The sequence below is a fragment of the Enterobacter sp. JJBC genome, from assembly GCF_036936505.1.
In the GTDB taxonomy this organism is placed as follows: domain Bacteria; phylum Pseudomonadota; class Gammaproteobacteria; order Enterobacterales; family Enterobacteriaceae; genus Enterobacter; species Enterobacter hormaechei_C.
Map to the genome: position 1 here is coordinate 3,271,940 of NZ_CP136935.1, position 20,052 is coordinate 3,291,991.

Sequence of the window (20,052 nt, forward strand, 5' to 3'; positions counted from 1 at the left end):
GCTTGCGCAAAACAAAAGGGCCGGAAACCGGCCCTTTATGCGTCAGGAGACGTTACTCGTCAGCGTCATCCGCTGCTTCATCATCGGTGTCCGCTTCCGGGGCGATTTCATCATCCCCTTCCGCGACGCTGCCGTCGATAGAGTCAAGCTCTTCGTCATCCACCGGCTCAGCAACGCGTTGCAGACCGACGACGTTTTCATCTTCCGCAGTGCGGATGAGGATAACGCCCTGGGTGTTACGACCTACCACGCTGATCTCTGACACGCGGGTACGCACCAGCGTACCGGCATCGGTGATCATCATGATCTGGTCCGCGTCGTCCACCTGCACCGCGCCAACAACGGAACCGTTGCGCTCGGTCACTTTGATGGAGATAACGCCCTGCGTGCCGCGAGACTTGGTCGGGTATTCGCTTTCCGCCGTACGTTTACCGTAGCCGTTCTGGGTGACGGTCAGGATTGCGCCTTCGCCACGAGGAACGATCAGGGAAACAACGGAGTCTTCACCCGCCAGCTTGATACCACGCACGCCGGTCGCCGTACGACCCATTGCGCGCACGGCGTTCTCTTTAAAGCGCACCACTTTACCGGCGGCAGAGAAGAGCATCACTTCATCAGAACCGGACGTCAGATCCACGCCGATCAGTTCGTCGCCTTCGTTCAGGTTCACCGCGATAATCCCGGCAGAACGTGGACGGCTGAACTCGGTCAGTGCGGTTTTCTTCACGGTACCGCTCGCGGTCGCCATAAAGACGTTCACGCCCTCTTCGTACTCGCGTACCGGCAGTATGGCGGTGATACGTTCGTTCGCTTCCAGCGGCAGCAGGTTGACGATTGGACGTCCACGCGCGCCACGGCTTGCTTCCGGCAGCTGATAGACTTTCATCCAGTACAGACGGCCCCGGCTGGAGAAGCAGAGGATCGTGTCATGGGTGTTCGCCACCAGCAGACGATCAATGAAGTCTTCTTCTTTAATACGCGCCGCAGATTTGCCTTTACCGCCCCGACGCTGAGCTTCGTAGTCGGTCAACGGCTGATACTTCACGTAGCCCTGGTGAGACAGCGTCACTACCACGTCTTCGCGGTTGATCAGATCTTCAATGTTGATATCAGAGCTGTTGGCCGTGATTTCGGTGCGACGCTCGTCGCCGAACTGATCGCGAACCAGCTCCAGCTCTTCACGGATCACTTCCATCAGGCGCTCTGCGCTACCCAGGATATGCAGCAGCTCGGCAATCTGCTCCAGCAGCTCTTTGTACTCGTCGAGCAGTTTTTCATGCTCAAGGCCGGTCAGTTTCTGCAAACGCAGATCCAGAATCGCCTGGGCCTGCTGTTCAGTCAGGTAGTACTGACCGTCACGCACGCCGAATTCCGGCTCCAGCCACTCAGGACGCGCAGCGTCATCGCCGGCACGTTCCAGCATCGCCGCCACGTTGCCCAGATCCCATGAACGCGCAACCAGCGACGCCTTCGCTTCTGCTGGCGTCGGCGCACGGCGGATCAGCTCGATGATCGGGTCGATGTTCGCCAGCGCAACGGCCAGTGCTTCAAGGATATGGGCACGGTCGCGCGCTTTGCGCAGTTCGAAGATGGTACGGCGAGTCACCACTTCACGGCGGTGACGCACGAACGCGCTCAGGATCTCTTTCAGGTTCATGATCTTCGGCTGGCCATGGTGCAGCGCAACCATGTTGATACCGAAGGAGACCTGAAGCTGAGTCTGGGAGTAAAGGTTGTTCAACACAACTTCACCCACCGCGTCGCGCTTGATTTCAATCACGATGCGCATACCGTCTTTGTCAGACTCGTCACGCAGCGCGCTGATGCCTTCAACGCGTTTTTCTTTTACCAGCTCGGCGATTTTTTCAATCAGTCGCGCTTTGTTCACCTGATACGGGATCTCGTGAACAATAATGGTTTCACGGCCGGTTTTGGCGTCCGCTTCCACTTCGGCGCGGGCACGGATGTAAATCTTGCCGCGACCGGTACGGTACGCTTCTTCAATACCGCGACGGCCATTGATGATTGCCGCCGTCGGGAAGTCCGGGCCCGGGATGTGTTCCATCAGCCCTTCAATGCTGATGTCTTCATCGTCAATGTAGGCCAGGCAGCCGTTGATCACTTCCGTGATATTGTGCGGCGGAATGTTGGTTGCCATACCGACGGCGATACCGGACGAACCGTTCACCAGCAGGTTTGGGATCTTCGTTGGCATGACGTCAGGAATTTTTTCCGTGCCGTCGTAGTTATCAACGAAATCAACCGTCTCTTTTTCCAGGTCAGCCATCAGCTCATGGGCAATCTTCGCCAGACGGATTTCCGTATAACGCATTGCCGCGGCGGAGTCGCCGTCGATAGAACCAAAGTTACCCTGACCATCTACCAGCATGTAACGCAGCGAGAAGGGCTGCGCCATACGGACAATGGTGTCGTACACCGCGGAATCACCATGAGGATGGTATTTACCGATTACGTCACCAACGACACGGGCAGATTTTTTGTAGGCTTTATTCCAGTCATTGCCCAATACGTTCATGGCGTATAGTACGCGACGGTGTACCGGCTTCAGGCCATCGCGGACGTCCGGCAGCGCACGGCCAACAATGACCGACATCGCATAGTCCAGATAGGAGCTTTTCAGCTCTTCCTCGATGTTAACCGGTGTAATTTCTCTCGCAAGGTCGCTCATCTAACCGCTATCCCTCTACTGTATCCCGGATTCAAAGGTCGCAAATTATAACACAGCCGCGGTGATACAGGTAAACCTATACGCTTTATTCACAGGGATTGCCTGATATACTCATTTGTCTTGCTAAATAAGGAGTAAAAGCGCCCATGAATGCCGAAAAATCCCCGGTGGCTCACAACGTTGACCACGAAGAGATTGCCAAATTTGAAGCGGTGGCGTCCCGCTGGTGGGATCTCGAAGGTGAGTTCAAACCTCTGCATCGTATTAACCCGCTGCGTCTGGGCTATATCGCGGAGCGTTCCGGCGGTCTGTTCGGTAAGAAAGTGCTCGACGTCGGCTGCGGCGGCGGCATCCTGGCGGAAAGTATGGCGCGTGAAGGGGCCACCGTCACCGGTCTGGACATGGGCTTCGAACCTCTACAGGTTGCGCGTCTTCATGCGCTGGAGTCCGGCATACAGGTAGAATACGTTCAGGAAACCGTGGAAGAGCACGCGGCAAAACATGCGCACCAGTATGACGTGGTGACCTGTATGGAGATGCTGGAGCACGTTCCCGATCCGCAGTCGGTCGTCAGCGCCTGTGCAAACCTGGTGAAACCGGGTGGACAGGTCTTCTTCTCGACCATCAACCGCAACGGCAAAGCCTGGCTGATGGCCGTGGTAGGCGCGGAATATGTGCTGCGCATGGTGCCGAAAGGGACGCACGACGTGAAGAAGTTCATCAAGCCTGCCGAACTGCTGGGCTGGGTTGACCAGACATGGCTTAAGGAGCAGCACATGACGGGCCTGCACTACAACCCGTTGACCGATAAATTCAAACTTGCCCCAGGTGTGGATGTTAACTATATGTTGCACACAACCGCCAAAAACGACTAACGTCATTCGTTATTCTTATAAAGATTGCGCGACATCATGTTGCGCAATTCTGACCTCCCGTTGAAGAAATCAGCACTCGATCAAATTTTGAATTTTTTTTCTTAATTATTGACATCTCTTCCAGGCCTTACGGCACGAGGACTTAGCCTTTTTTACCCTTTCACAACCTCAATTTAACGTCAAAATCAACCCTTGTACTGAAAAGAATCCTTACTAGAATACTCACCATATAGCGTTCTTCTTATCGCAAAACCCCTATATGTAGTATTTATCCACAGAGTTAGTCACAAGACGGGTCTGTGGATAAGCGGGGGATATTTTTTATTTCACGGACAGGTAAAAACCCACATGAATCAGAGTCTGCTGGTGACAAAGCGCGACGGTACCACCGAGCGTATCAATCTGGACAAAATCCATCGAGTTCTCGACTGGGCAGCAGAAGGACTGAACAACGTATCTATCTCCCAGGTTGAACTGCGTTCTCACATTCAGTTCTACGACGGCATCAAAACGTCTGATATCCACGAAACCATTATCAAAGCAGCGGCAGATCTGATCTCCCGCGACGCACCGGATTATCAGTACCTCGCTGCGCGTCTGGCGATTTTCCACCTGCGTAAAAAAGCCTACGGTCAGTTCGAGCCGCCGAAGCTTTACGATCACGTAGTGAAAATGGTTGAGCTGGGCAAATACGACACGCATCTGCTGGAAGACTATACGGAAGAAGAGTTCGAGCAGATGAACGGGTTTATCGATCACTGGCGCGACATGAACTTCTCCTACGCGGCGGTGAAGCAGCTCGAAGGCAAATACCTGGTTCAGAACCGTGTAACCGGTGAGATCTACGAAAGCGCCCAGTTCCTCTATATTCTGGTGGCCGCCTGCCTGTTCTCTAATTATCCACGCGAAACCCGTCTGGACTACGTGAAGCGTTTCTACGATGCGGTGTCGACGTTCAAGATTTCTCTGCCTACGCCAATCATGTCTGGCGTGCGCACCCCTACCCGTCAATTCAGCTCCTGCGTGCTGATCGAGTGCGGTGACAGCCTGGATTCCATCAACGCGACCTCCAGCGCCATCGTGAAATACGTTTCCCAGCGTGCCGGTATCGGCATCAACGCCGGTCGTATCCGTGCGCTTGGCAGTCCAATCCGCGGCGGTGAAGCGTTCCACACCGGCTGTATCCCGTTCTACAAGCACTTCCAGACGGCAGTAAAATCCTGCTCTCAGGGCGGCGTGCGCGGTGGCGCTGCGACCCTGTTCTACCCGATGTGGCACCTGGAAGTGGAAAGCCTGCTGGTTCTGAAGAACAACCGCGGCGTGGAAGGCAACCGCGTGCGTCACATGGACTACGGCGTGCAGATCAACAAGCTGATGTACACCCGCCTGCTGAAAGGGGAAGACATCACCCTGTTCAGCCCATCCGACGTCCCGGGCCTGTATGACGCGTTCTTCGCCGATCAGGATGAGTTCGAGCGTCTGTACACCAAATATGAAAAAGACGACAGCATCCGTAAGCAGCGCGTGAAGGCGGTCGATCTGTTCTCCCTGATGATGCAGGAACGTGCTTCTACCGGCCGTATCTACATCCAGAACGTTGACCACTGCAACACCCACAGCCCGTTCGATCCGGTGGTTGCCCCAGTGCGCCAGTCCAACCTGTGCCTGGAGATCGCCCTGCCGACCAAACCGCTGGACGATGTGAACGACGAAAACGGCGAAATCGCGCTGTGTACGCTCTCTGCGTTCAACCTGGGTGCGATTAAGAGCCTGGACGAGCTGGAAGAGCTGGCGGTGCTGGCTGTTCGTGCCCTCGACGCCCTGCTGGACTACCAGGATTACCCAATCCCGGCGGCAAAACGCGGCGCAATGGGTCGTCGCACTTTAGGTATCGGCGTAATCAACTTCGCCTACTGGCTGGCGAAAAACGGCAAGCGTTACTCCGACGGCAGCGCCAACAATCTGACGCACCAGACGTTCGAAGCGATCCAGTACTACCTGATGAAAGCCTCTAACGAGCTGGCGAAAGAGCAAGGCGCGTGCCCGTGGTTCAACGAAACCACTTACGCGAAAGGCATTCTGCCGATCGACACCTATAAAAAAGACCTGGATGCGATCGTCAGCGAGCCGCTGCACCTCGACTGGGAAGGCCTGCGCGAGTCCATTAAAACTCACGGCCTGCGTAACTCCACGCTCTCTGCCCTGATGCCGTCCGAGACCTCTTCGCAGATCTCCAACGCCACTAACGGTATTGAGCCACCGCGCGGGCACGTCAGCATTAAAGCGTCGAAAGACGGCGTGCTGCGTCAGGTGGTACCGGATTACGAAACGCTGGGTGACAACTACGAGCTGCTGTGGGAAATGCCAAACAACGACGGCTACCTCCAACTGGTGGGTATCATGCAGAAGTTTATCGACCAGTCGATCTCTGCCAATACTAACTACGACCCGACGCGCTTCCCGTCCGGCAAGGTACCGATGCAGCAGCTGCTGAAAGACCTGCTGACCGCCTACAAATTTGGCGTGAAAACGCTGTACTATCACAACACCCGTGATGGTGCGGAAGACGCCCAGGACGACCTGGCGCCGTCAATTCAGGACGATGGCTGCGAAAGCGGCGCATGTAAGATCTAATAAATTCCCTCACCCTAACCCTCTCCCACAGGGAGAGGGAACTCTTTCCCCCTCTCCCTGTGGGAGAGGGCCGGGGTGAGGGGAAATAACACCACAGGACTCACCGCAATGGCATATACCACCTTTTCACAGACGAAAAACGACCAGCTCAAAGAGCCGATGTTCTTCGGCCAGCCGGTCAACGTGGCACGCTACGATCAGCAAAAATATGACATCTTCGAAAAGCTGATTGAAAAGCAACTCTCCTTCTTCTGGCGTCCGGAAGAAGTTGACGTTTCCCGCGACCGTATCGATTTCCAGGCGCTGCCGGAACACGAAAAGCACATCTTCCTCAGCAACCTGAAGTACCAGACGCTGCTGGACTCCATTCAGGGACGTAGTCCGAACGTGGCGCTGCTGCCGCTAATCTCGATTCCTGAGCTGGAAACCTGGGTAGAAACCTGGGCGTTCTCCGAGACGATCCACTCCCGCTCTTACACCCACATCATCCGCAACATTGTGAACGATCCGGCGGTGGTGTTTGACGATATCGTCACCAACGAACAGATCCAGAAGCGCGCCGAAGGCATTGCGCACTACTACGACGAGCTGATCGAGATGACCAGCTACTGGCATCTGCTGGGCGAAGGCACGCATAACGTGAACGGCAAAACCGTTACCGTAAACCTGCGGGCCCTGAAAAAGCAGCTCTATCTGTGCCTGATGAGCGTCAACGCGCTGGAAGCGATCCGCTTCTACGTGAGCTTCGCCTGCTCCTTCGCCTTTGCCGAGCGCAAGCTGATGGAAGGTAACGCCAAAATTATCCGCCTGATCGCCCGTGACGAAGCCCTGCACCTGACCGGCACCCAGCATATGCTAAACCTGCTGCGCAGCGGTGCGGACGACCCGGAGATGGCGGAAATCGCCGAAGAGTGCAAACAGGAGTGCTACGACCTGTTCTTGCAGGCCGCCCAGCAGGAGAAAGAGTGGGCAGACTACCTGTTCCGCGACGGCTCCATGATTGGCCTGAACAAAGACATTCTGTGCCAGTACGTGGAGTACATCACTAACATCCGCATGCAGGCTGTGGGTCTCGATCTGCCATTCCAGACGCGCTCTAACCCAATTCCGTGGATCAATACCTGGCTGGTGTCCGATAACGTGCAGGTTGCGCCGCAGGAAGTGGAAGTGAGTTCTTATCTGGTCGGTCAGATTGATTCTGAAGTCAACACCGACGACCTGAGCGACTTCCAGCTCTGATGAGCCGCGTAACGCTGAGCCTTTCTGGTACAGAGGTGTTGTGCCAGGAAGAGCATCCTTCTCTGCTGGTGGCGCTTGAAGCGCATCAGGTTGAGGTAGAGTAACAGTGTCGTGAAGGCTATTGCGGTTCGTGCCGCTGCCGTCTGGTCGCAGGCCAGGTGGACTGGCTGACCGAACCGCTGGCCTTTATCAATGAAGGGGAAATTTTGCCCTGCTGCTGCCGGGCAAAAGGCGATATTGAGATCGAGATGTAAAAAAGGGCCTTACGGCCCTTTTTCTATTTTAAGAACGTCACCGCTTTATCCGGGAAATCCGTAAACAGCCCGTCCACGTCCGCCTGCTTATACAACACCTCGTAAAGCTGATTCACATCGGTGGCATATGGCGGCAGCTGATCGGCACGCACCGTGTACGGATGCACCTGCATCTTGCTGGCGTGCGCCTCTTTCACCATCGCCGTCAGCTTCACGTGGCCAGGCGTTGAGCCTTCCGCCACCAGCATGTGATAATCCGGCCCGATGCCGTCAGCGTACTGCGCAATCTGCTTCATCGCGCCCGGCTTAAACATCCAGTCGTAGCTGTAGTTCACCCACTTCCCGTCCGGCTGTTTTTCCTGGGTTTCATTCCAGTCGGTATAGGCAATCAGCTGCACCAGATTGAGATCCATCCCCATCTTCGGCTCCAGCTCGGTTTTGATGCGCTTCAGTTCCGCGGCATCGAAACATTGCAGGAAAACCTTATCCTGCTTGCTGGTGTAGCCGTACTTTTTCAGTACCTCCAGCGTCTTCGCGGCAATGTCCTTTCCTTCCTGATGGTGGAACCACGGCGCTTTGATTTCCGGGTAGATACCGATATTTTTTCCTGTCGAGTGGTTCAGCCCCTGAACAAACTCGATCTCCTCTTCGAAGGTGTGAATACGGAAGTCAGACTTGCCCATCGGGAAACGTCCCGGATAGACCTGCACCTTCTTGCCGTTTTCAATCTCGAAGCCTTCGGTGAACTTCAGGGAGCGGATCTCCGCCAGCGTGAAGTCGATAGCGTAGTAGCGACCATCTTTACGGGCGCGATCCGGGAAACGCTCTGCCACGTCCGTCACGCGGTCAAGATAATGGTCGTGCAGGACGACCAGCTGGTCGTCCTTCGTCATCACCAGATCCTGCTCCAGATAATCCGCGCCCTGGGCATAGGCCATCGCTTTTGCCGGCAGCGTATGCTCCGGCAGATAACCGCTGGCGCCACGGTGGGCGATCACGATCTTATCTGCCGCCAGCGCGGAGCCTGTCATCAGGCCCGCCAGCAGCAGGCCGGTTGCTAACTGAGTTAATTTCATCGCAATGCTCCTTATTGACGACGCGCCAGCACTTCGGCGTGGTGACGTTTTTCACCAATCATCACAACAACCAGCAGCAGTACCGCCAGCACGCTTCCGCCGATCATCACCATAAAGCCGCCGTCCCAGCCGAAGAAGTCAACGGTATAGCCCACAATGGCGCTCGCCGCGACCGAACCGCCGAGATAGCCGAACAGACCGGTAAAGCCCGCAGCCGTGCCTGCCGCTTTCTTCGGTGCCAGCTCCAGCGCGTGCAGGCCGATCAGCATAACCGGACCATAAATCAGGAAGCCGATGACGATCATACAGGCCATATCCACACCCGGATTACCCGGCGGGTTAAGCCAGTAAACGACCGTCGCGATGGTCACCAGCGTCATAAAGAACACGCCCGTTGCCCCACGGTTGCCCTTAAACACTTTGTCCGACATCCAGCCGCAGATCAGCGTGCCGGGAATGCCCGCGTATTCATACAGGAAATAGGCCCAGGAAGATTTATCCAGCGCGAAGTGCTTCACCTCTTTCAGGTAAGTCGGGGACCAGTCGAGGATGCCGTAACGCAGCAGGTAGACAAACACGTTCGCCACCGCGATGTACCACAGCAGCTTGTTCGGCAGCACGTACTTCATGAAGATCTGCTTTGCCGTCAGCTCTTCTTCGTGCTTCTCGCTGTAATCATCCGGGTAGTCGTTTTTATACTCTTCGATCGGCGGCAGGCCGCAGGACTGTGGGGTGTCGCGCATCAGAGCGAAGGCGATAATCGCCACCAGAATGGCGCCAAAGGCTGGCATATAGAGCGCGGCATGCCAGTCGTTGAACCAGGCCATCCCCAGCAGGAACAGCAGCGGCGGAAGCCCGCCCCCGACGTTATGCGCACAGTTCCAGACCGATACAATTCCACCACGCTCTTTCTGTGACCACCAGTGAACCATGGTGCGTCCGCATGGCGGCCATCCCATCCCCTGGAACCAGCCGCAGAGGAACAGCAGCACGAACATGATGGCAATGCTTGAGGTCGCCCACGGCACAAAGCCCATGAACAGCATCACCGCTGCCGCGAGGATCAGACCGGCGGGCAGGAACACGCGCGGATTCGAACGATCCGACACCGACCCCATAATGAACTTTGAAAAACCGTACGCGATGGAGATCCCCGACAGCGCAAATCCCAGATCGCCGCGAGAGAAGCCCTGCTCCACCAGGTACGGCATGGCGAGCGCAAAGTTTTTACGTACCAGATAGTACGCCGCATACCCGAAGAAGATCCCGAGGAAGATTTGCCAACGCAGACGGCGGTAGAGAGGATCAATCTCTGCCTCTGGCAGTCGCGCCCGATGTGGCGCAGGTTTAAAGATACTGAGCATAACAGCCTCCGTGGCCTTTCAAAAAATGACCGGGCATCTCGCGCCCGGCTACAGAGGCGGCGATGTTAAGAAATCACGGTGAATGTTACTGTGAATCAACGCACAGATTGTTACAGAAATATGACAGAATGCGCAAAAAAGCGCATGAAATCACGTTTCACTTTCGAATTTCGCGCGTTTATGTTCGAAATCAAACAAACCACACGATCAATGTGGCTAAATGCAAAAAAACGAACATAGAGGAAAGGCAATGACAATTCACGATCCACGCTTCAGCGATGTGATTATCATTGGCGGTGGCGCGACGGGTGCCGGCATCGCACGCGACTGCGCCCTGCGGGGATTGAGCGTCACGCTTCTGGAACGCCACGATATCGCCACCGGCGCGACGGGACGTAACCACGGTCTGTTGCACAGCGGCGCCCGCTATGCGGTCACTGACGCTGAGTCAGCGCGCGAGTGTATCGCTGAAAACCAGATCCTCAGGCGCATCGCCCGCCACTGCGTTGAACCGACCAACGGTCTTTTTATCACCCTTCCAGAAGACGACCTCGGCTTTCAGCAAACCTTTATCACCGCCTGCACGGCGGCAGGCATTCAGGCCGAGGCGATCGATCCTGCGCAGGCGCGCCGTCTTGAACCCTCGGTAAACCCGGCGTTACTGGGCGCGGTAAAAGTACCGGACGGAACCGTTGATCCTTTCCGCCTGACCGCCGCCAATATGCTCGACGCGCGGGAACATGGCGCCCAGATCCTGACCGGGCATCACGTCACCGGGCTTATTCGCGAAGGGAATACCGTGCGCGGAGTGCGCGTGTTTGATGCGCAGTACAACGAACACCGCGAGCTGTATGCCGCCGTCGTGGTCAACGCGGCGGGGATCTGGGGCCAGCGCATCGCGGAATACGCGGACCTGTCGGTGCGCATGTTCCCGGCGAAAGGCTCGCTGCTGATCCTCGACCACCGCATCAATAACCATGTCATCAACCGCTGCCGTAAACCGTCTGACGCCGATATCCTCGTGCCGGGGGACACCATTTCGTTAATCGGCACGACCTCAATGCATGTGGACTACAGCGAAATTGATTACAACCGCGTCACCGCTGAAGAGGTGGATATCCTGCTGCGCGAAGGGGAAAAGCTGGCCCCGGTGATGGCGCAGACGCGTATTCTGCGTGCCTACGCGGGCGTGCGTCCCCTCGTCGCCAGCGATAACGATCCGAGCGGGCGTAACGTCAGCCGCGGCATCGTACTGCTCGATCACGCCGAACGTGACGGCATGGACGGATTTATCACCATTACCGGCGGCAAGCTGATGACCTACCGGCTGATGGCCCAGTGGGCCACCGATGCCGTCTGCCGTAAGCTCGGCAACACCGCGCCGTGCGTGACGGCGGAACAGGCCCTGCCCGGCTCGCAGCAATCGACAGAAAAAACGCTGCACAAAATCATTTCACTCCCTGCCCCGCTTCGCGGTTCGGCGATTTACCGCCACGGCGACCGCACCCCGACCTGGCTCGGTGAAGGGCGACTCAGCCGCAGCCTGGTGTGCGAATGCGAAGCCGTGACCGCAGGCGAGGTGCAGTATGCCGTGGAAAACCTGACGGTAAACAACCTGCTCGATTTACGCCGCCGCACGCGCGTCGGGATGGGCACCTGTCAGGGGGAGCTGTGCGCCTGCCGTGCCGCCGGGCTGCTGCAACGTTTTCACGCCACCACGTCAACCCAGTCGCTTGCCCAACTCAGCGATTTTTTAAACGAGCGCTGGAAAGGCATTCAGCCCGTCGCCTGGGGCGATGCCCTGCGCGAAAGCGAATTTACCCGCTGGGTCTATCAGGGGCTTTGCGGTCTGGAGAAGGAGCACAACCATGAAATTTGATACCGTGATTGTGGGTGGGGGGCTGGCGGGCCTGCTGTGCGGCCTCAAACTGACGCAGCGGGGTCTGCGCTGCGCCATTGTCACTCGCGGTCAGAGTGCTCTGCACTTCTCCTCCGGCTCGCTGGATTTACTGGGCGCGCTATCGTTCGCCGATCTGCCGCCTGAACATCCCTACCGCCTGACGGGCGCAGAGAATATGGCCCGCTTTGCCTGCGAAACCGAACACCTGCTCACTGCCTGCGGCGCACGCATGCAGGGTGACGCCGAGCAAAACCATCAGCGCGTCACGCCACTCGGCACCCTGCGCGCCGCCTGGCTTAGCCCGGAAGAGGTGCCTGTCGCTCCCATCGCTGCCGAGCGCGTGCGGGTGGTGGGGATCAGCGGTTTCCTTGATTTCCAGCCACATCTGGCCGCCGCGTCTCTCAGACAGCAGGGTGTTCAGGTGGATACAGCGGAGATTGATCTCCCCGAGCTCGACGTGCTGCGCGAAAACCCCAGCGAGTTTCGTGCGGTGAACATTGCCCGCCTGCTGGATAATGAAAGTTACTGGCCGCAGCTGTACGCGGCGCTTCAACCGCTCGGCGAGACCTGCGACGCCCTGTTTATGCCCGCCTGTTTTGGCTTAACGGACAACCGGCTCTGGCGCTGGCTCTCGGCGCGCCTGCCCTGTACGCTCGGTTTACTGCCGACGCTCCCCCCTTCCGTGCCCGGCATTCGTCTGCATACCCAGCTTCAGCGTCAGTTTGTCGCCCAGGGTGGCGTCTGGATGGCAGGCGACGAAGTGAAAAAAATCACCCTGGCTGAGGGCGCGGTAAGCGATATCTGGACCCGCAACCACGGCGACATCCCGCTTCGCGCACGCTATACGGTGCTGGCAAGCGGCAGTTTCTTCAGTAACGGTCTGCTAAGCAGCCGGGATGGCGTGCGTGAGGCAATACTCGGGCTGGATGTCCGGCAAAGCGCTTCCCGCGCGGACTGGTATCAAAGCGATTTCTTCACCCCGCAGCCCTGGCAGCAGTTCGGCGTGATCGTCGACAGCCAACTGCGCCCGCGGCTGGGCGGGGAACCGGTTGAAAATCTTTACGCCATCGGCTCGGTTCTGGGCGGGTACGATCCCGTGGCGCAGGGCTGCGGTGGCGGCGTCTGCGCCGTCACCGCGCTGCATGTCGCGGAGCAGATTATCCAGCGCAGGGAGAGAGCACAATGAACGACACCCGATTTGAAAGCTGTATCAAATGCACGGTCTGCACCACGGTTTGCCCGGTCAGCGGCGTCGATCCGCGCTATCCCGGCCCGAAACAGGCCGGTCCCGACGGGGAGCGTCTGCGCCTGAAGGATGGCGCGCTCTACGACGAGGCGCTGAAATACTGCATCAACTGCAAACGCTGCGAAGTTGCCTGCCCGTCGGACGTGAAAATAGGCGATATCATCCAGCGCGCCCGCGCCCGCTACAGTACGAAAAAACCGACGCTGCGTGACGCGATACTGAGCCACACCGATCTAATGGGCAGCCTCTCGACGCCTTTCGCACCGGTCGTCAATGCCGCCACCGCCCTGAAGCCGGTGCGCAGGCTGCTGGATGCGACGCTCAAAATCGACCATCACCGCAGTCTGCCGAAATATTCTCACGGCACCTTCCGCCGCTGGTATAAATCCGTGGCGGCAGAACAGGCGCAGTTCGCTGAGCAGGTCGCCTTCTTCCACGGCTGCTACGTGAACTACAACCATCCGCAGCTGGGGAAAGACCTGCTGAAAGTGCTTAACGCCATGGGGACGGGCGTTCAGCTGCTGAGCAAAGAGAAGTGCTGCGGCGTTCCGCTGATTGCCAACGGTTTTACCGACAAAGCGCGCAGGCAGGCGAAAAGCAACGTCACCTCTTTACGCGAGGCGATCGTCGACAAAGGGATACCGGTACTGGCGACGTCGTCAACCTGTACCTTCACGCTGCGCGATGAATATCCGCATCTGCTGGATGTGGATAACACCGGCCTGCGCGAGCATATTGAGCTGGCGACCCGTTTTCTCTGGCGCAAGCTGGACAGCGGGCAGACGTTACCGCTGGGCAAATTGCCGCTGAAGGTGGTGTATCACACGCCATGTCATATGGAGAAGATGGGCTGGTCGATCTATACGCTTGAGCTGCTGCGGCTGATCCCGGGGCTGGAGCTGACGGTGCTGGACTCACGCTGCTGCGGCATCGCTGGCACCTACGGATTCAAGCGTGAAAACTACCCAACGTCACAGGCCATTGGCGCGCCGCTGTTCCGGCAGATTGAAGAGAGCGGCGCAGATATCGTGGTGACGGACTGTGAAACCTGCAAGTGGCAGATCGAGATGTCCACCAGCAAACGCTGTGAACATCCCATTACCTTGCTGGCAAAAGCGCTGGCGTAACCGTTGCCGGGGACACTGCCCCGGCACACTCTCACTCTACGAACAGCGATTCCACGACGTTGATCCAGCCGTGCTCACTGGCGACCTCTTTCCCGTTCAGCCAGCGGCGCAGCATGTTCAGCGCCATCATCGCGCACACCTCCTGACGTACGGCCAGGCTGTGGCGGGTAATGCTCATCCTGACGCGCAGGGCGTGCGTTCCTTCCGGCGTTGCCAGGGCAAAGTTGAGGTGCTCCTCATCCAGCCCGCCCACAAACAGCGCCAGTCCGGCAAAATGCTTCACTCTGCGCTCGGATGCCCAGCGCGCCGTCTGCGCCAGCGTCTCCTGCTGGAACGGCACCACTTCACTGGCCAGCAGCGGCGCACCCGCCCGGGTAAGCTGAAGCGCCAGAAGCCCACCGGTAAACTGCTCGCTTAACGTCACGCTCAGCTGGCGGGACTGCAAATGCGCTGCGATCTGCGCCGGCAGCCCTTCCGTGCCTTCGAAAATCAGGCTTTCCCCGGCGACGCGCCGCACTTCCGGCCACAGTGCCAGCATAGCGGCTTTCTCTGACGCCGGTCCGGTCAGCTTCAGTTCAATAATCGGCATGGAGGAGCGATAGCCCATCGACACGCCGGGAGGCAGTTGCAGGTGATCGAGGCTCTGAGCCAGATCGCTTTCCGAGCGACCAAAGGTGGTCAGACGCAGGCACAGCGGCGGTTCAGGCAGCGTAAAGCGCGCGCGCAGGCGCGGCAGGATCTGCTGCTCGACCATCACTTTAAATTCCGACGGCACACCCGGAGTGAAGAACATCAGGCAGCGGTTCAACTGAACGGCAAACCCGCAGGCGGTGCCGACCGGATTATCAATCAGTTCCGCGCTGGCGGGAATTTCAGCCTGCTTGCGGTTGCTGGGGGCCATCACGCGGCCACGCCCGGAGAAAAAGCGCTCCATCTGCGCCAGCCACGCCTCGTGCAGGACCAGGCCTTCGCCTTTGGCCGTGGCGGCGGCCAGCGCGCTGAGATCGTCGCTGGTGGGTCCCAGCCCGCCGTTCACAATCAGCACGTCGCAGCGTTCGCTGCGCTCGCGCAGAACGTTGACCAGCGACTCAAGGTTGTCACCTACGGTGTTGCGGCGCGTTAACGGTAATCCTTGCTCAAAGAAGAGATCGGCGAGCCAGGCGGCATTGGTATCAATGATTTGCCCATGAAGCACTTCGTCGCCAGTGGATAACATTTCCACGTTTATCATTGTGTTCTCCCATTTCAATGGTCAAAACACTATAGCGCAATCAAAGACTGGGGGAAGAGAGAAACTGGCGCGACTGAACGCCGCGCCGAGAGGATTAGAAGCCGGCGCTAACGCCAACGTACGGGCCGTCTGCCAGGGCGTTGTCGCGGTTGCCGTCTTTACCGGCCAGGTTCAGATAGCGATAACCCGCTTCGATGGTGATTGGACGCACGATGGTCCAGCGCGCGCCGGCGTTAGCTTCCTGATAGCTGTCGATGCCGCTGGAGAGGGAATCAGGAGAGTAGTAGTACTCACCGAACAGGCCAAAGCTGTCGCCAATTTTCCACTGCAAGCCGCCGCCCACTGCCGCCGCGTAGCCTTCGTCGCCGTCGTTCGGGTTGGTGTAAATGCCTTTACCGCCGACGGTCGCCAGGAAGGGACCCAACGGCACGTTGAAGCCGAGGCCCAGGCTTGCCGCATCGCCGTCGTCGTCGTTATGCGTCCAGCCGCCGGTCATTGCCAGGCCTGCGCTGTCCGTGCCAAGACCGAAGCCCAGATGGGTATAATCTTGTCCCGCCGAGCCGTTGAAGGAAATTGCGTTTGCCGCTGCTGAAACAAACATCAGGCCGCTTAAGCCCATTAATGCCACTTTTTTCATTGTCGTGATCCCGCACAATTTATTCAGAGATGTCCAAAAACCGCGAGATTTTAACCTGCCTGCCTGTGTGATCAATGGACTCCGCGTGCGGCAGGCAATTAGTTTGTAACGATTTGATAATATCGGCATTTATATCAGCATCAGAAAGCGCATTTTCACGCTCAGCCCACCCAGATTTTCACTGGGCATCAGCTGAAGATGGCTGCGGTGCAGGCGGGCAATATCGTTAGCCAGCGCCAGGCCAATGCCGGACCCGGCGGCATCACCCACGTTTTCCAGACGATGAAACGGCAGCATGGCCTGGGAGATCTGGTCTTCAGCAATACCCGGTCCGCTGTCCTCCACGCTCAGCTCAACGGCATCGTTAGCCGTGCGCAGGTACACCGTCACGATGCCCTGCTCCGGCGTGTATTTGATCGCGTTCTCCAGCAGGTTGGCGCAGAGTTCACCCAGCAGCACGTCATCACCCTCAATCATTACCGGCTGCTGTACGCCGTCATAACCGAGATCGATACCCTTGCTGCGCGCCTGCGCCAGCCGGGAAAAGCAGCAGTTTTGCACCACCTGCACCAGATCGACAGGGGCAAACTGTCGCTCCCCCTGCTCTTTTCGCTTCACCGCTGAAAGCTGCAACAGCCTTTCCGTCAGCACGATGGTGTTATCCAGCGTGACGTTCATCGCCCGTAAGCTCTCCTGCCACAGGGCCGGATCGTTACGCGTCAGGGCAACCGATACCTGGGTTTTCAGCACCGCCAGCGGCGTTTTGAGCTGGTGTGAGGCGTCAGCATTAAAGCGCGCCTGTCGCGAAAGCACGCCGCGTAACCTGTCGATATAGCGGTTAAATGCCACAATCAGCAGCCGCGTTTCCGACCAGGGCAGCAGCTCCGGCAGCGGGGCCAGTAGCCCGGGCTCACGGCGCACCATCAGCGAAGAGAGCTGCCGCATCGGGCGCAGCACGCGACGCAGCAGCCACGCGGTCAGGACCAGCGTCAGCAGCACCAGCAGCCCCTGCGACACGAGCGAGGAAAACAGCAGCTGAGTGGCCAGATAGCGCCGCGACTGCAACGTTTCGGCGACGTAGATTTCCGCCATGCCGAACACACTCTCCTCGTTAACCGGCTGGAGCAGCTTCGCCACGCGGATCGCCTGCCCGCGATACTCGGTATGATAAAACCACGCCAGCGCCGGATAGTGGGAGGTGCGCGACGTGGAGGGGGGCATATTCGGCAGATCGTCATAGCCGGAGATCGTCCGCCCGTCAGGGTCCACGACCTTGTAGTAGAGGCGATCGTTCATGTTCAGCTCGAAGCTGTCGAGCACGACCCACGGCACGTTCACCTGGAGCTTGCCGTTGTGCACCACCAGCCGCTCTGACACCGTGCGCGCCGAGGATAACAGCGTGCGGTCATAGGCCTGCGTCGCCGCCTGTAGCGCGCTAACGTAGCTGTTAAAGGCTGACAGCCCCCATAACAGCAGCAGCGGCAAACCCAGAAAAAGCAAAAGTTGCAGGTAAAGCGACTGCGGCTTAACCCACTTCATCGCCGCACTCCAGCACGTAGCCCAGCCCCCGGAGGGTGGTGATCCGCACGCCGCTGCCGGTCAGCTTCTTACGCAGACGGTGAATATAGAGATCGATGCTCTCGGGGCTGACGTCGTCGTTCAGGCTGAACACCTGGTCGAAAAGCTGTTGCCGGGAGACGGGACGGGTCCGACGGTGCATCAGCACCTTCAGCAAAGAGAGTTCGCGCGGCGTGAGGGAAAGGGATTCATCGCGCAGCAGAAAAAAGCCTTCATCATCGTACTCCAGCTCTCCCAGCCGCTGGCGCTCCTGGGTTCGCCCTTCACTGCGGCGCAGCAGCGCACGCAGGCGGGCATCAAGCTCCTCCAGCTCGAACGGTTTCGGCAGGTAGTCATCCGCCCCGGCATTCAGCCCCTTAACCCTGTCTGCCACGTTGCTGCGGGCGGTAAGAAACAGCACGGGCAACGTCTGCCCGCGCTTTCTCAGCCGATGCACCACCTCCAGCCCGTCGAAACCGGGCATGCCGATATCAAGGATCGCGACGGCATAGTTTTCTCCCTGCAAAAGATGATCGGCCGCCCGTCCATCGTTGACGCAATCCACGGCAAATCCGTTTTGTACCAGCGCTTTTTCCAGCCAGTGAGCCAGCTCACGATTATCTTCCGCCAGTAAGAGACGCATATCACATCCTGTAAAGTTGGTGTCGCAGTGAAAGGGAAATGAAAGGTTATTGTTTTAACAATCACGCAACGGAACCGCTACAAGGTGGTTCACATAATCAGAAAAAAGACACCCGTACCCGTACTCCCGGTTCTCCGGCGTGAGGATAAACGATGAAAAAACAATTATTTTCTACCCTTGCTGCAAGCGTATTGCTGTTGAGTGCCTCTGTCGTCCAGGCGCAGGACGCGCCATCCCGTACCGAATGTATCGCCCCGGCCAAACCCGGCGGCGGCTTCGACCTGACCTGTAAGCTGATTCAGGTCAGCCTGCTGGAGACGAAGGCCATTGAGAAACCGATGCGCGTTACCTACATGCCCGGCGGCGTGGGCGCGGTAGCCTATAACGCCATCGTCGCCCAGCGCCCTGCCGAAGCGGGCACCGTGGTGGCGTTCTCCGGCGGTTCGCTGCTGAATCTGTCACAGGGGAAATTTGGCCGTTATGACGTGGACGACGTGCGCTGGCTCGCCACCGTAGGCACCGATTACGGCATGATCGCCGTGCGCGCGGACTCTCCGTGGAAATCCCTGAAAGATCTGCTGACCGCCATGGAAAAAGATCCGAACAGCGTGGTCATTGGCGCAGGCGCCTCTATCGGCAGCCAGGACTGGATGAAAGCCGCGCTGCTGGCGCAGCAGGCCAAAGTGGATCCGCACAAGATGCGTTACGTGGCCTTTGAAGGCGGCGGCGAGCCGGTGACGGCGCTGATGGGCAATCACGTCCAGGCGGTATCGGGCGATCTCAGCGAAATGGTGCCCTACCTGAGCGGGGATAAGATCCGTGTGCTGGCGGTCTTCTCAGAAAACCGTCTGCCGGGCCAGCTGGCAGACGTCCCAACCGCCAAAGAGCAGGGTTATAACCTGGTCTGGCCGATCATCCGCGGCTTCTTCGTCGGGCCAAAAGTGACCGACGCCGAATACCAGTGGTGGGTGGATACCTTCGCAAAACTTCAGCAAACCGAGGAGTTCAAAAAACAGCGCGATCTGCGCGGGCTGTTTGAGTTCAACCTGAACGGCAAGCAGCTGGACGAGTATGTCAAAAAACAGGTGAATGACTACCGCGAACAGGCGAAAGCCTTTGGCCTGGCGAAATAACCGGAGGCGCTATGAGCGATCGCATTTTTGCCGGGATATGGCTGCTGCTCTGCATTGGCGGCATGTTCGTCGCCTGGCAGATCCACAGCGAATACAGCTATGAACCCGTGGGGCCACGCCCCTTTCCCGTCGGCATTGTCGGCCTGATGCTGCTCTGCTCGGTAGCGCTGCTGCTGCGCCATCCGGATACCGTGGAGTGGCCGCCACGCCGAACGCTGCAACGTCTGCTGGTAATGGTGATTGTCCTGCTGATGTACGCGTGGGGCTTTGAATGGCTCGGCTTCCCGATTGCCACCGCCCTGCTGACGATGGTGATTGGCATACTATTTAACGCCTCGCTGCCTGCGGCGGGGATCTCCGGGGTCGTACTGGGCATTTTACTCTGGTACGCCTTCGACCGCCTGCTGGACGTGACCCTGCCGCTTGGCGCATGGTTTAACTAACGGA

Annotated in this window: 15 protein-coding genes and 1 pseudogene; 9 read left to right on the forward strand and 7 right to left on the reverse strand. The window is 58.1% G+C overall.

All coding sequences use genetic code 11. The features are described 5' to 3' along the window. Nucleotides 1–52: 52 nt before the first annotated feature. Complete coding sequence (gene gyrA, locus RY075_RS15720; RefSeq protein ID WP_023314566.1) at nt 53–2,689, reverse strand: DNA topoisomerase (ATP-hydrolyzing) subunit A; 2,637 nt, start codon at nt 2,687–2,689, stop codon at nt 53–55. A gap of 146 nt (nt 2,690–2,835) precedes the next feature. Between gyrA and ubiG the strand changes: the two genes are divergently transcribed. The 4 genes and pseudogenes from ubiG (at nt 2,836) to yfaE (ending at nt 7,691) form a co-directional block, all read left to right on the forward strand. Next, complete coding sequence (gene ubiG, locus RY075_RS15725; protein ID WP_003859413.1) at nt 2,836–3,564, forward strand: bifunctional 2-polyprenyl-6-hydroxyphenol methylase/3-demethylubiquinol 3-O-methyltransferase UbiG; 729 nt, start codon at nt 2,836–2,838, stop codon at nt 3,562–3,564. 348 nt (nt 3,565–3,912) lie between these two features. Continuing rightward, nucleotides 3,913–6,198: a class 1a ribonucleoside-diphosphate reductase subunit alpha gene (gene nrdA / locus RY075_RS15730; RefSeq protein WP_003859415.1), complete on the forward strand. Its 2,286-nt coding sequence runs from the start codon at nt 3,913–3,915 to the stop codon at nt 6,196–6,198. Nucleotides 6,199–6,306: 108 nt separating this feature from the next. Continuing rightward, on the forward strand, nt 6,307–7,437 hold the full coding sequence (gene nrdB / locus RY075_RS15735; RefSeq protein WP_023314567.1) for a class Ia ribonucleoside-diphosphate reductase subunit beta: 1,131 nt from the start codon (nt 6,307–6,309) through the stop codon (nt 7,435–7,437). Beyond that, nucleotides 7,437–7,691, forward strand: a pseudogene (gene yfaE, locus RY075_RS15740) (class I ribonucleotide reductase maintenance protein YfaE). The gene nrdB and the pseudogene yfaE overlap by 1 nt, the downstream one beginning before the upstream one ends. A 23-nt stretch (nt 7,692–7,714) precedes the next feature. Here the strand turns inward: yfaE and glpQ are convergent. Both glpQ and glpT read right to left on the reverse strand, forming a co-directional pair. Then, nucleotides 7,715–8,767: a glycerophosphodiester phosphodiesterase gene (gene glpQ / locus RY075_RS15745; RefSeq protein ID WP_047653832.1), complete on the reverse strand. Its 1,053-nt coding sequence runs from the start codon at nt 8,765–8,767 to the stop codon at nt 7,715–7,717. 11 nt (nt 8,768–8,778) lie between these two features. Beyond that, nucleotides 8,779–10,131, reverse strand: a complete 1,353-nt coding sequence (gene glpT / locus RY075_RS15750) for a glycerol-3-phosphate transporter (RefSeq protein ID WP_003859423.1) — start codon at nt 10,129–10,131, stop codon at nt 8,779–8,781. A 250-nt stretch (nt 10,132–10,381) separates the two neighbouring features. Between glpT and glpA the strand changes: the two genes are divergently transcribed. From glpA to glpC, 3 genes are read left to right on the forward strand one after another with little or no spacing between them, the layout of a single operon-like run. Continuing rightward, complete coding sequence (gene glpA, locus RY075_RS15755) at nt 10,382–12,010, forward strand: anaerobic glycerol-3-phosphate dehydrogenase subunit A (RefSeq protein ID WP_015572285.1); 1,629 nt, start codon at nt 10,382–10,384, stop codon at nt 12,008–12,010. Further along, nucleotides 12,000–13,217 carry a glycerol-3-phosphate dehydrogenase subunit GlpB gene (gene glpB / locus RY075_RS15760; RefSeq protein ID WP_003859428.1) on the forward strand — a complete coding sequence of 406 codons (1,218 nt, stop codon included), beginning with the start codon at nt 12,000–12,002 and terminating at the stop codon, nt 13,215–13,217. The genes glpA and glpB overlap by 11 nt, the downstream gene beginning before the upstream one ends. Beyond that, nucleotides 13,214–14,404: an anaerobic glycerol-3-phosphate dehydrogenase subunit GlpC gene (gene glpC, locus RY075_RS15765; protein WP_047653838.1), complete on the forward strand. Its 1,191-nt coding sequence runs from the start codon at nt 13,214–13,216 to the stop codon at nt 14,402–14,404. The genes glpB and glpC overlap by 4 nt, the downstream gene beginning before the upstream one ends. A gap of 31 nt (nt 14,405–14,435) precedes the next feature. Here the strand turns inward: glpC and RY075_RS15770 are convergent, their stop codons facing one another. From RY075_RS15770 to tctD, 4 genes are all read right to left on the reverse strand, one after another. Then, complete coding sequence (locus RY075_RS15770; RefSeq protein ID WP_032609731.1) at nt 14,436–15,635, reverse strand: nicotinamide mononucleotide deamidase-related protein YfaY; 1,200 nt, start codon at nt 15,633–15,635, stop codon at nt 14,436–14,438. A 94-nt stretch (nt 15,636–15,729) separates the two neighbouring features. Continuing rightward, nucleotides 15,730–16,272, reverse strand: a complete 543-nt coding sequence (locus tag RY075_RS15775) for a YfaZ family outer membrane protein (RefSeq protein ID WP_045331086.1) — start codon at nt 16,270–16,272, stop codon at nt 15,730–15,732. 129 nt (nt 16,273–16,401) lie between these two features. Continuing rightward, nucleotides 16,402–17,811, reverse strand: coding sequence for a sensor histidine kinase (locus RY075_RS15780; RefSeq protein WP_023314574.1), 1,410 nt, complete (start codon nt 17,809–17,811; stop codon nt 16,402–16,404). After that, nucleotides 17,798–18,472, reverse strand: a complete 675-nt coding sequence (gene tctD / locus RY075_RS15785) for a transcriptional regulator TctD (protein WP_193042312.1) — start codon at nt 18,470–18,472, stop codon at nt 17,798–17,800. The genes RY075_RS15780 and tctD overlap by 14 nt, the downstream gene beginning before the upstream one ends. Nucleotides 18,473–18,624: 152 nt before the next feature. Here tctD and RY075_RS15790 point away from each other — a divergent pair, with 152 nt between their 5' ends. Next, nucleotides 18,625–19,605 carry a tripartite tricarboxylate transporter substrate binding protein gene (locus RY075_RS15790; protein ID WP_338627829.1) on the forward strand — a complete coding sequence of 327 codons (981 nt, stop codon included), beginning with the start codon at nt 18,625–18,627 and terminating at the stop codon, nt 19,603–19,605. Nucleotides 19,606–19,616: 11 nt separating this feature from the next. Then, nucleotides 19,617–20,048, forward strand: a complete 432-nt coding sequence (locus RY075_RS15795) for a tripartite tricarboxylate transporter TctB family protein (RefSeq protein ID WP_003859443.1) — start codon at nt 19,617–19,619, stop codon at nt 20,046–20,048. The last annotated feature ends 4 nt before the right edge of the window (nt 20,049–20,052 follow it).

Bases quoted from the DNA above. Each gene is read 5' to 3' on its own strand.
- gyrA (WP_023314566.1), bottom strand. From the start codon at position 2,689: ATGAGCGACCTTGCGAGAGAAATTACACCGGTTAACATCGAGGAAGAG.
- ubiG (WP_003859413.1), top strand. From the start codon at position 2,836: ATGAATGCCGAAAAATCCCCGGTGGCTCACAACGTTGACCACGAAGAG.
- nrdA (WP_003859415.1), top strand. From the start codon at position 3,913: ATGAATCAGAGTCTGCTGGTGACAAAGCGCGACGGTACCACCGAGCGT.
- nrdB (WP_023314567.1), top strand. From the start codon at position 6,307: ATGGCATATACCACCTTTTCACAGACGAAAAACGACCAGCTCAAAGAG.
- glpQ (WP_047653832.1), bottom strand. From the start codon at position 8,767: ATGAAATTAACTCAGTTAGCAACCGGCCTGCTGCTGGCGGGCCTGATG.
- glpT (WP_003859423.1), bottom strand. From the start codon at position 10,131: ATGCTCAGTATCTTTAAACCTGCGCCACATCGGGCGCGACTGCCAGAG.
- glpA (WP_015572285.1), top strand. From the start codon at position 10,382: ATGACAATTCACGATCCACGCTTCAGCGATGTGATTATCATTGGCGGT.
- glpB (WP_003859428.1), top strand. From the start codon at position 12,000: ATGAAATTTGATACCGTGATTGTGGGTGGGGGGCTGGCGGGCCTGCTG.
- glpC (WP_047653838.1), top strand. From the start codon at position 13,214: ATGAACGACACCCGATTTGAAAGCTGTATCAAATGCACGGTCTGCACC.
- RY075_RS15770 (WP_032609731.1), bottom strand. From the start codon at position 15,635: ATGATAAACGTGGAAATGTTATCCACTGGCGACGAAGTGCTTCATGGG.
- RY075_RS15775 (WP_045331086.1), bottom strand. From the start codon at position 16,272: ATGAAAAAAGTGGCATTAATGGGCTTAAGCGGCCTGATGTTTGTTTCA.
- RY075_RS15780 (WP_023314574.1), bottom strand. From the start codon at position 17,811: ATGAAGTGGGTTAAGCCGCAGTCGCTTTACCTGCAACTTTTGCTTTTT.
- tctD (WP_193042312.1), bottom strand. From the start codon at position 18,472: ATGCGTCTCTTACTGGCGGAAGATAATCGTGAGCTGGCTCACTGGCTG.
- RY075_RS15790 (WP_338627829.1), top strand. From the start codon at position 18,625: ATGAAAAAACAATTATTTTCTACCCTTGCTGCAAGCGTATTGCTGTTG.
- RY075_RS15795 (WP_003859443.1), top strand. From the start codon at position 19,617: ATGAGCGATCGCATTTTTGCCGGGATATGGCTGCTGCTCTGCATTGGC.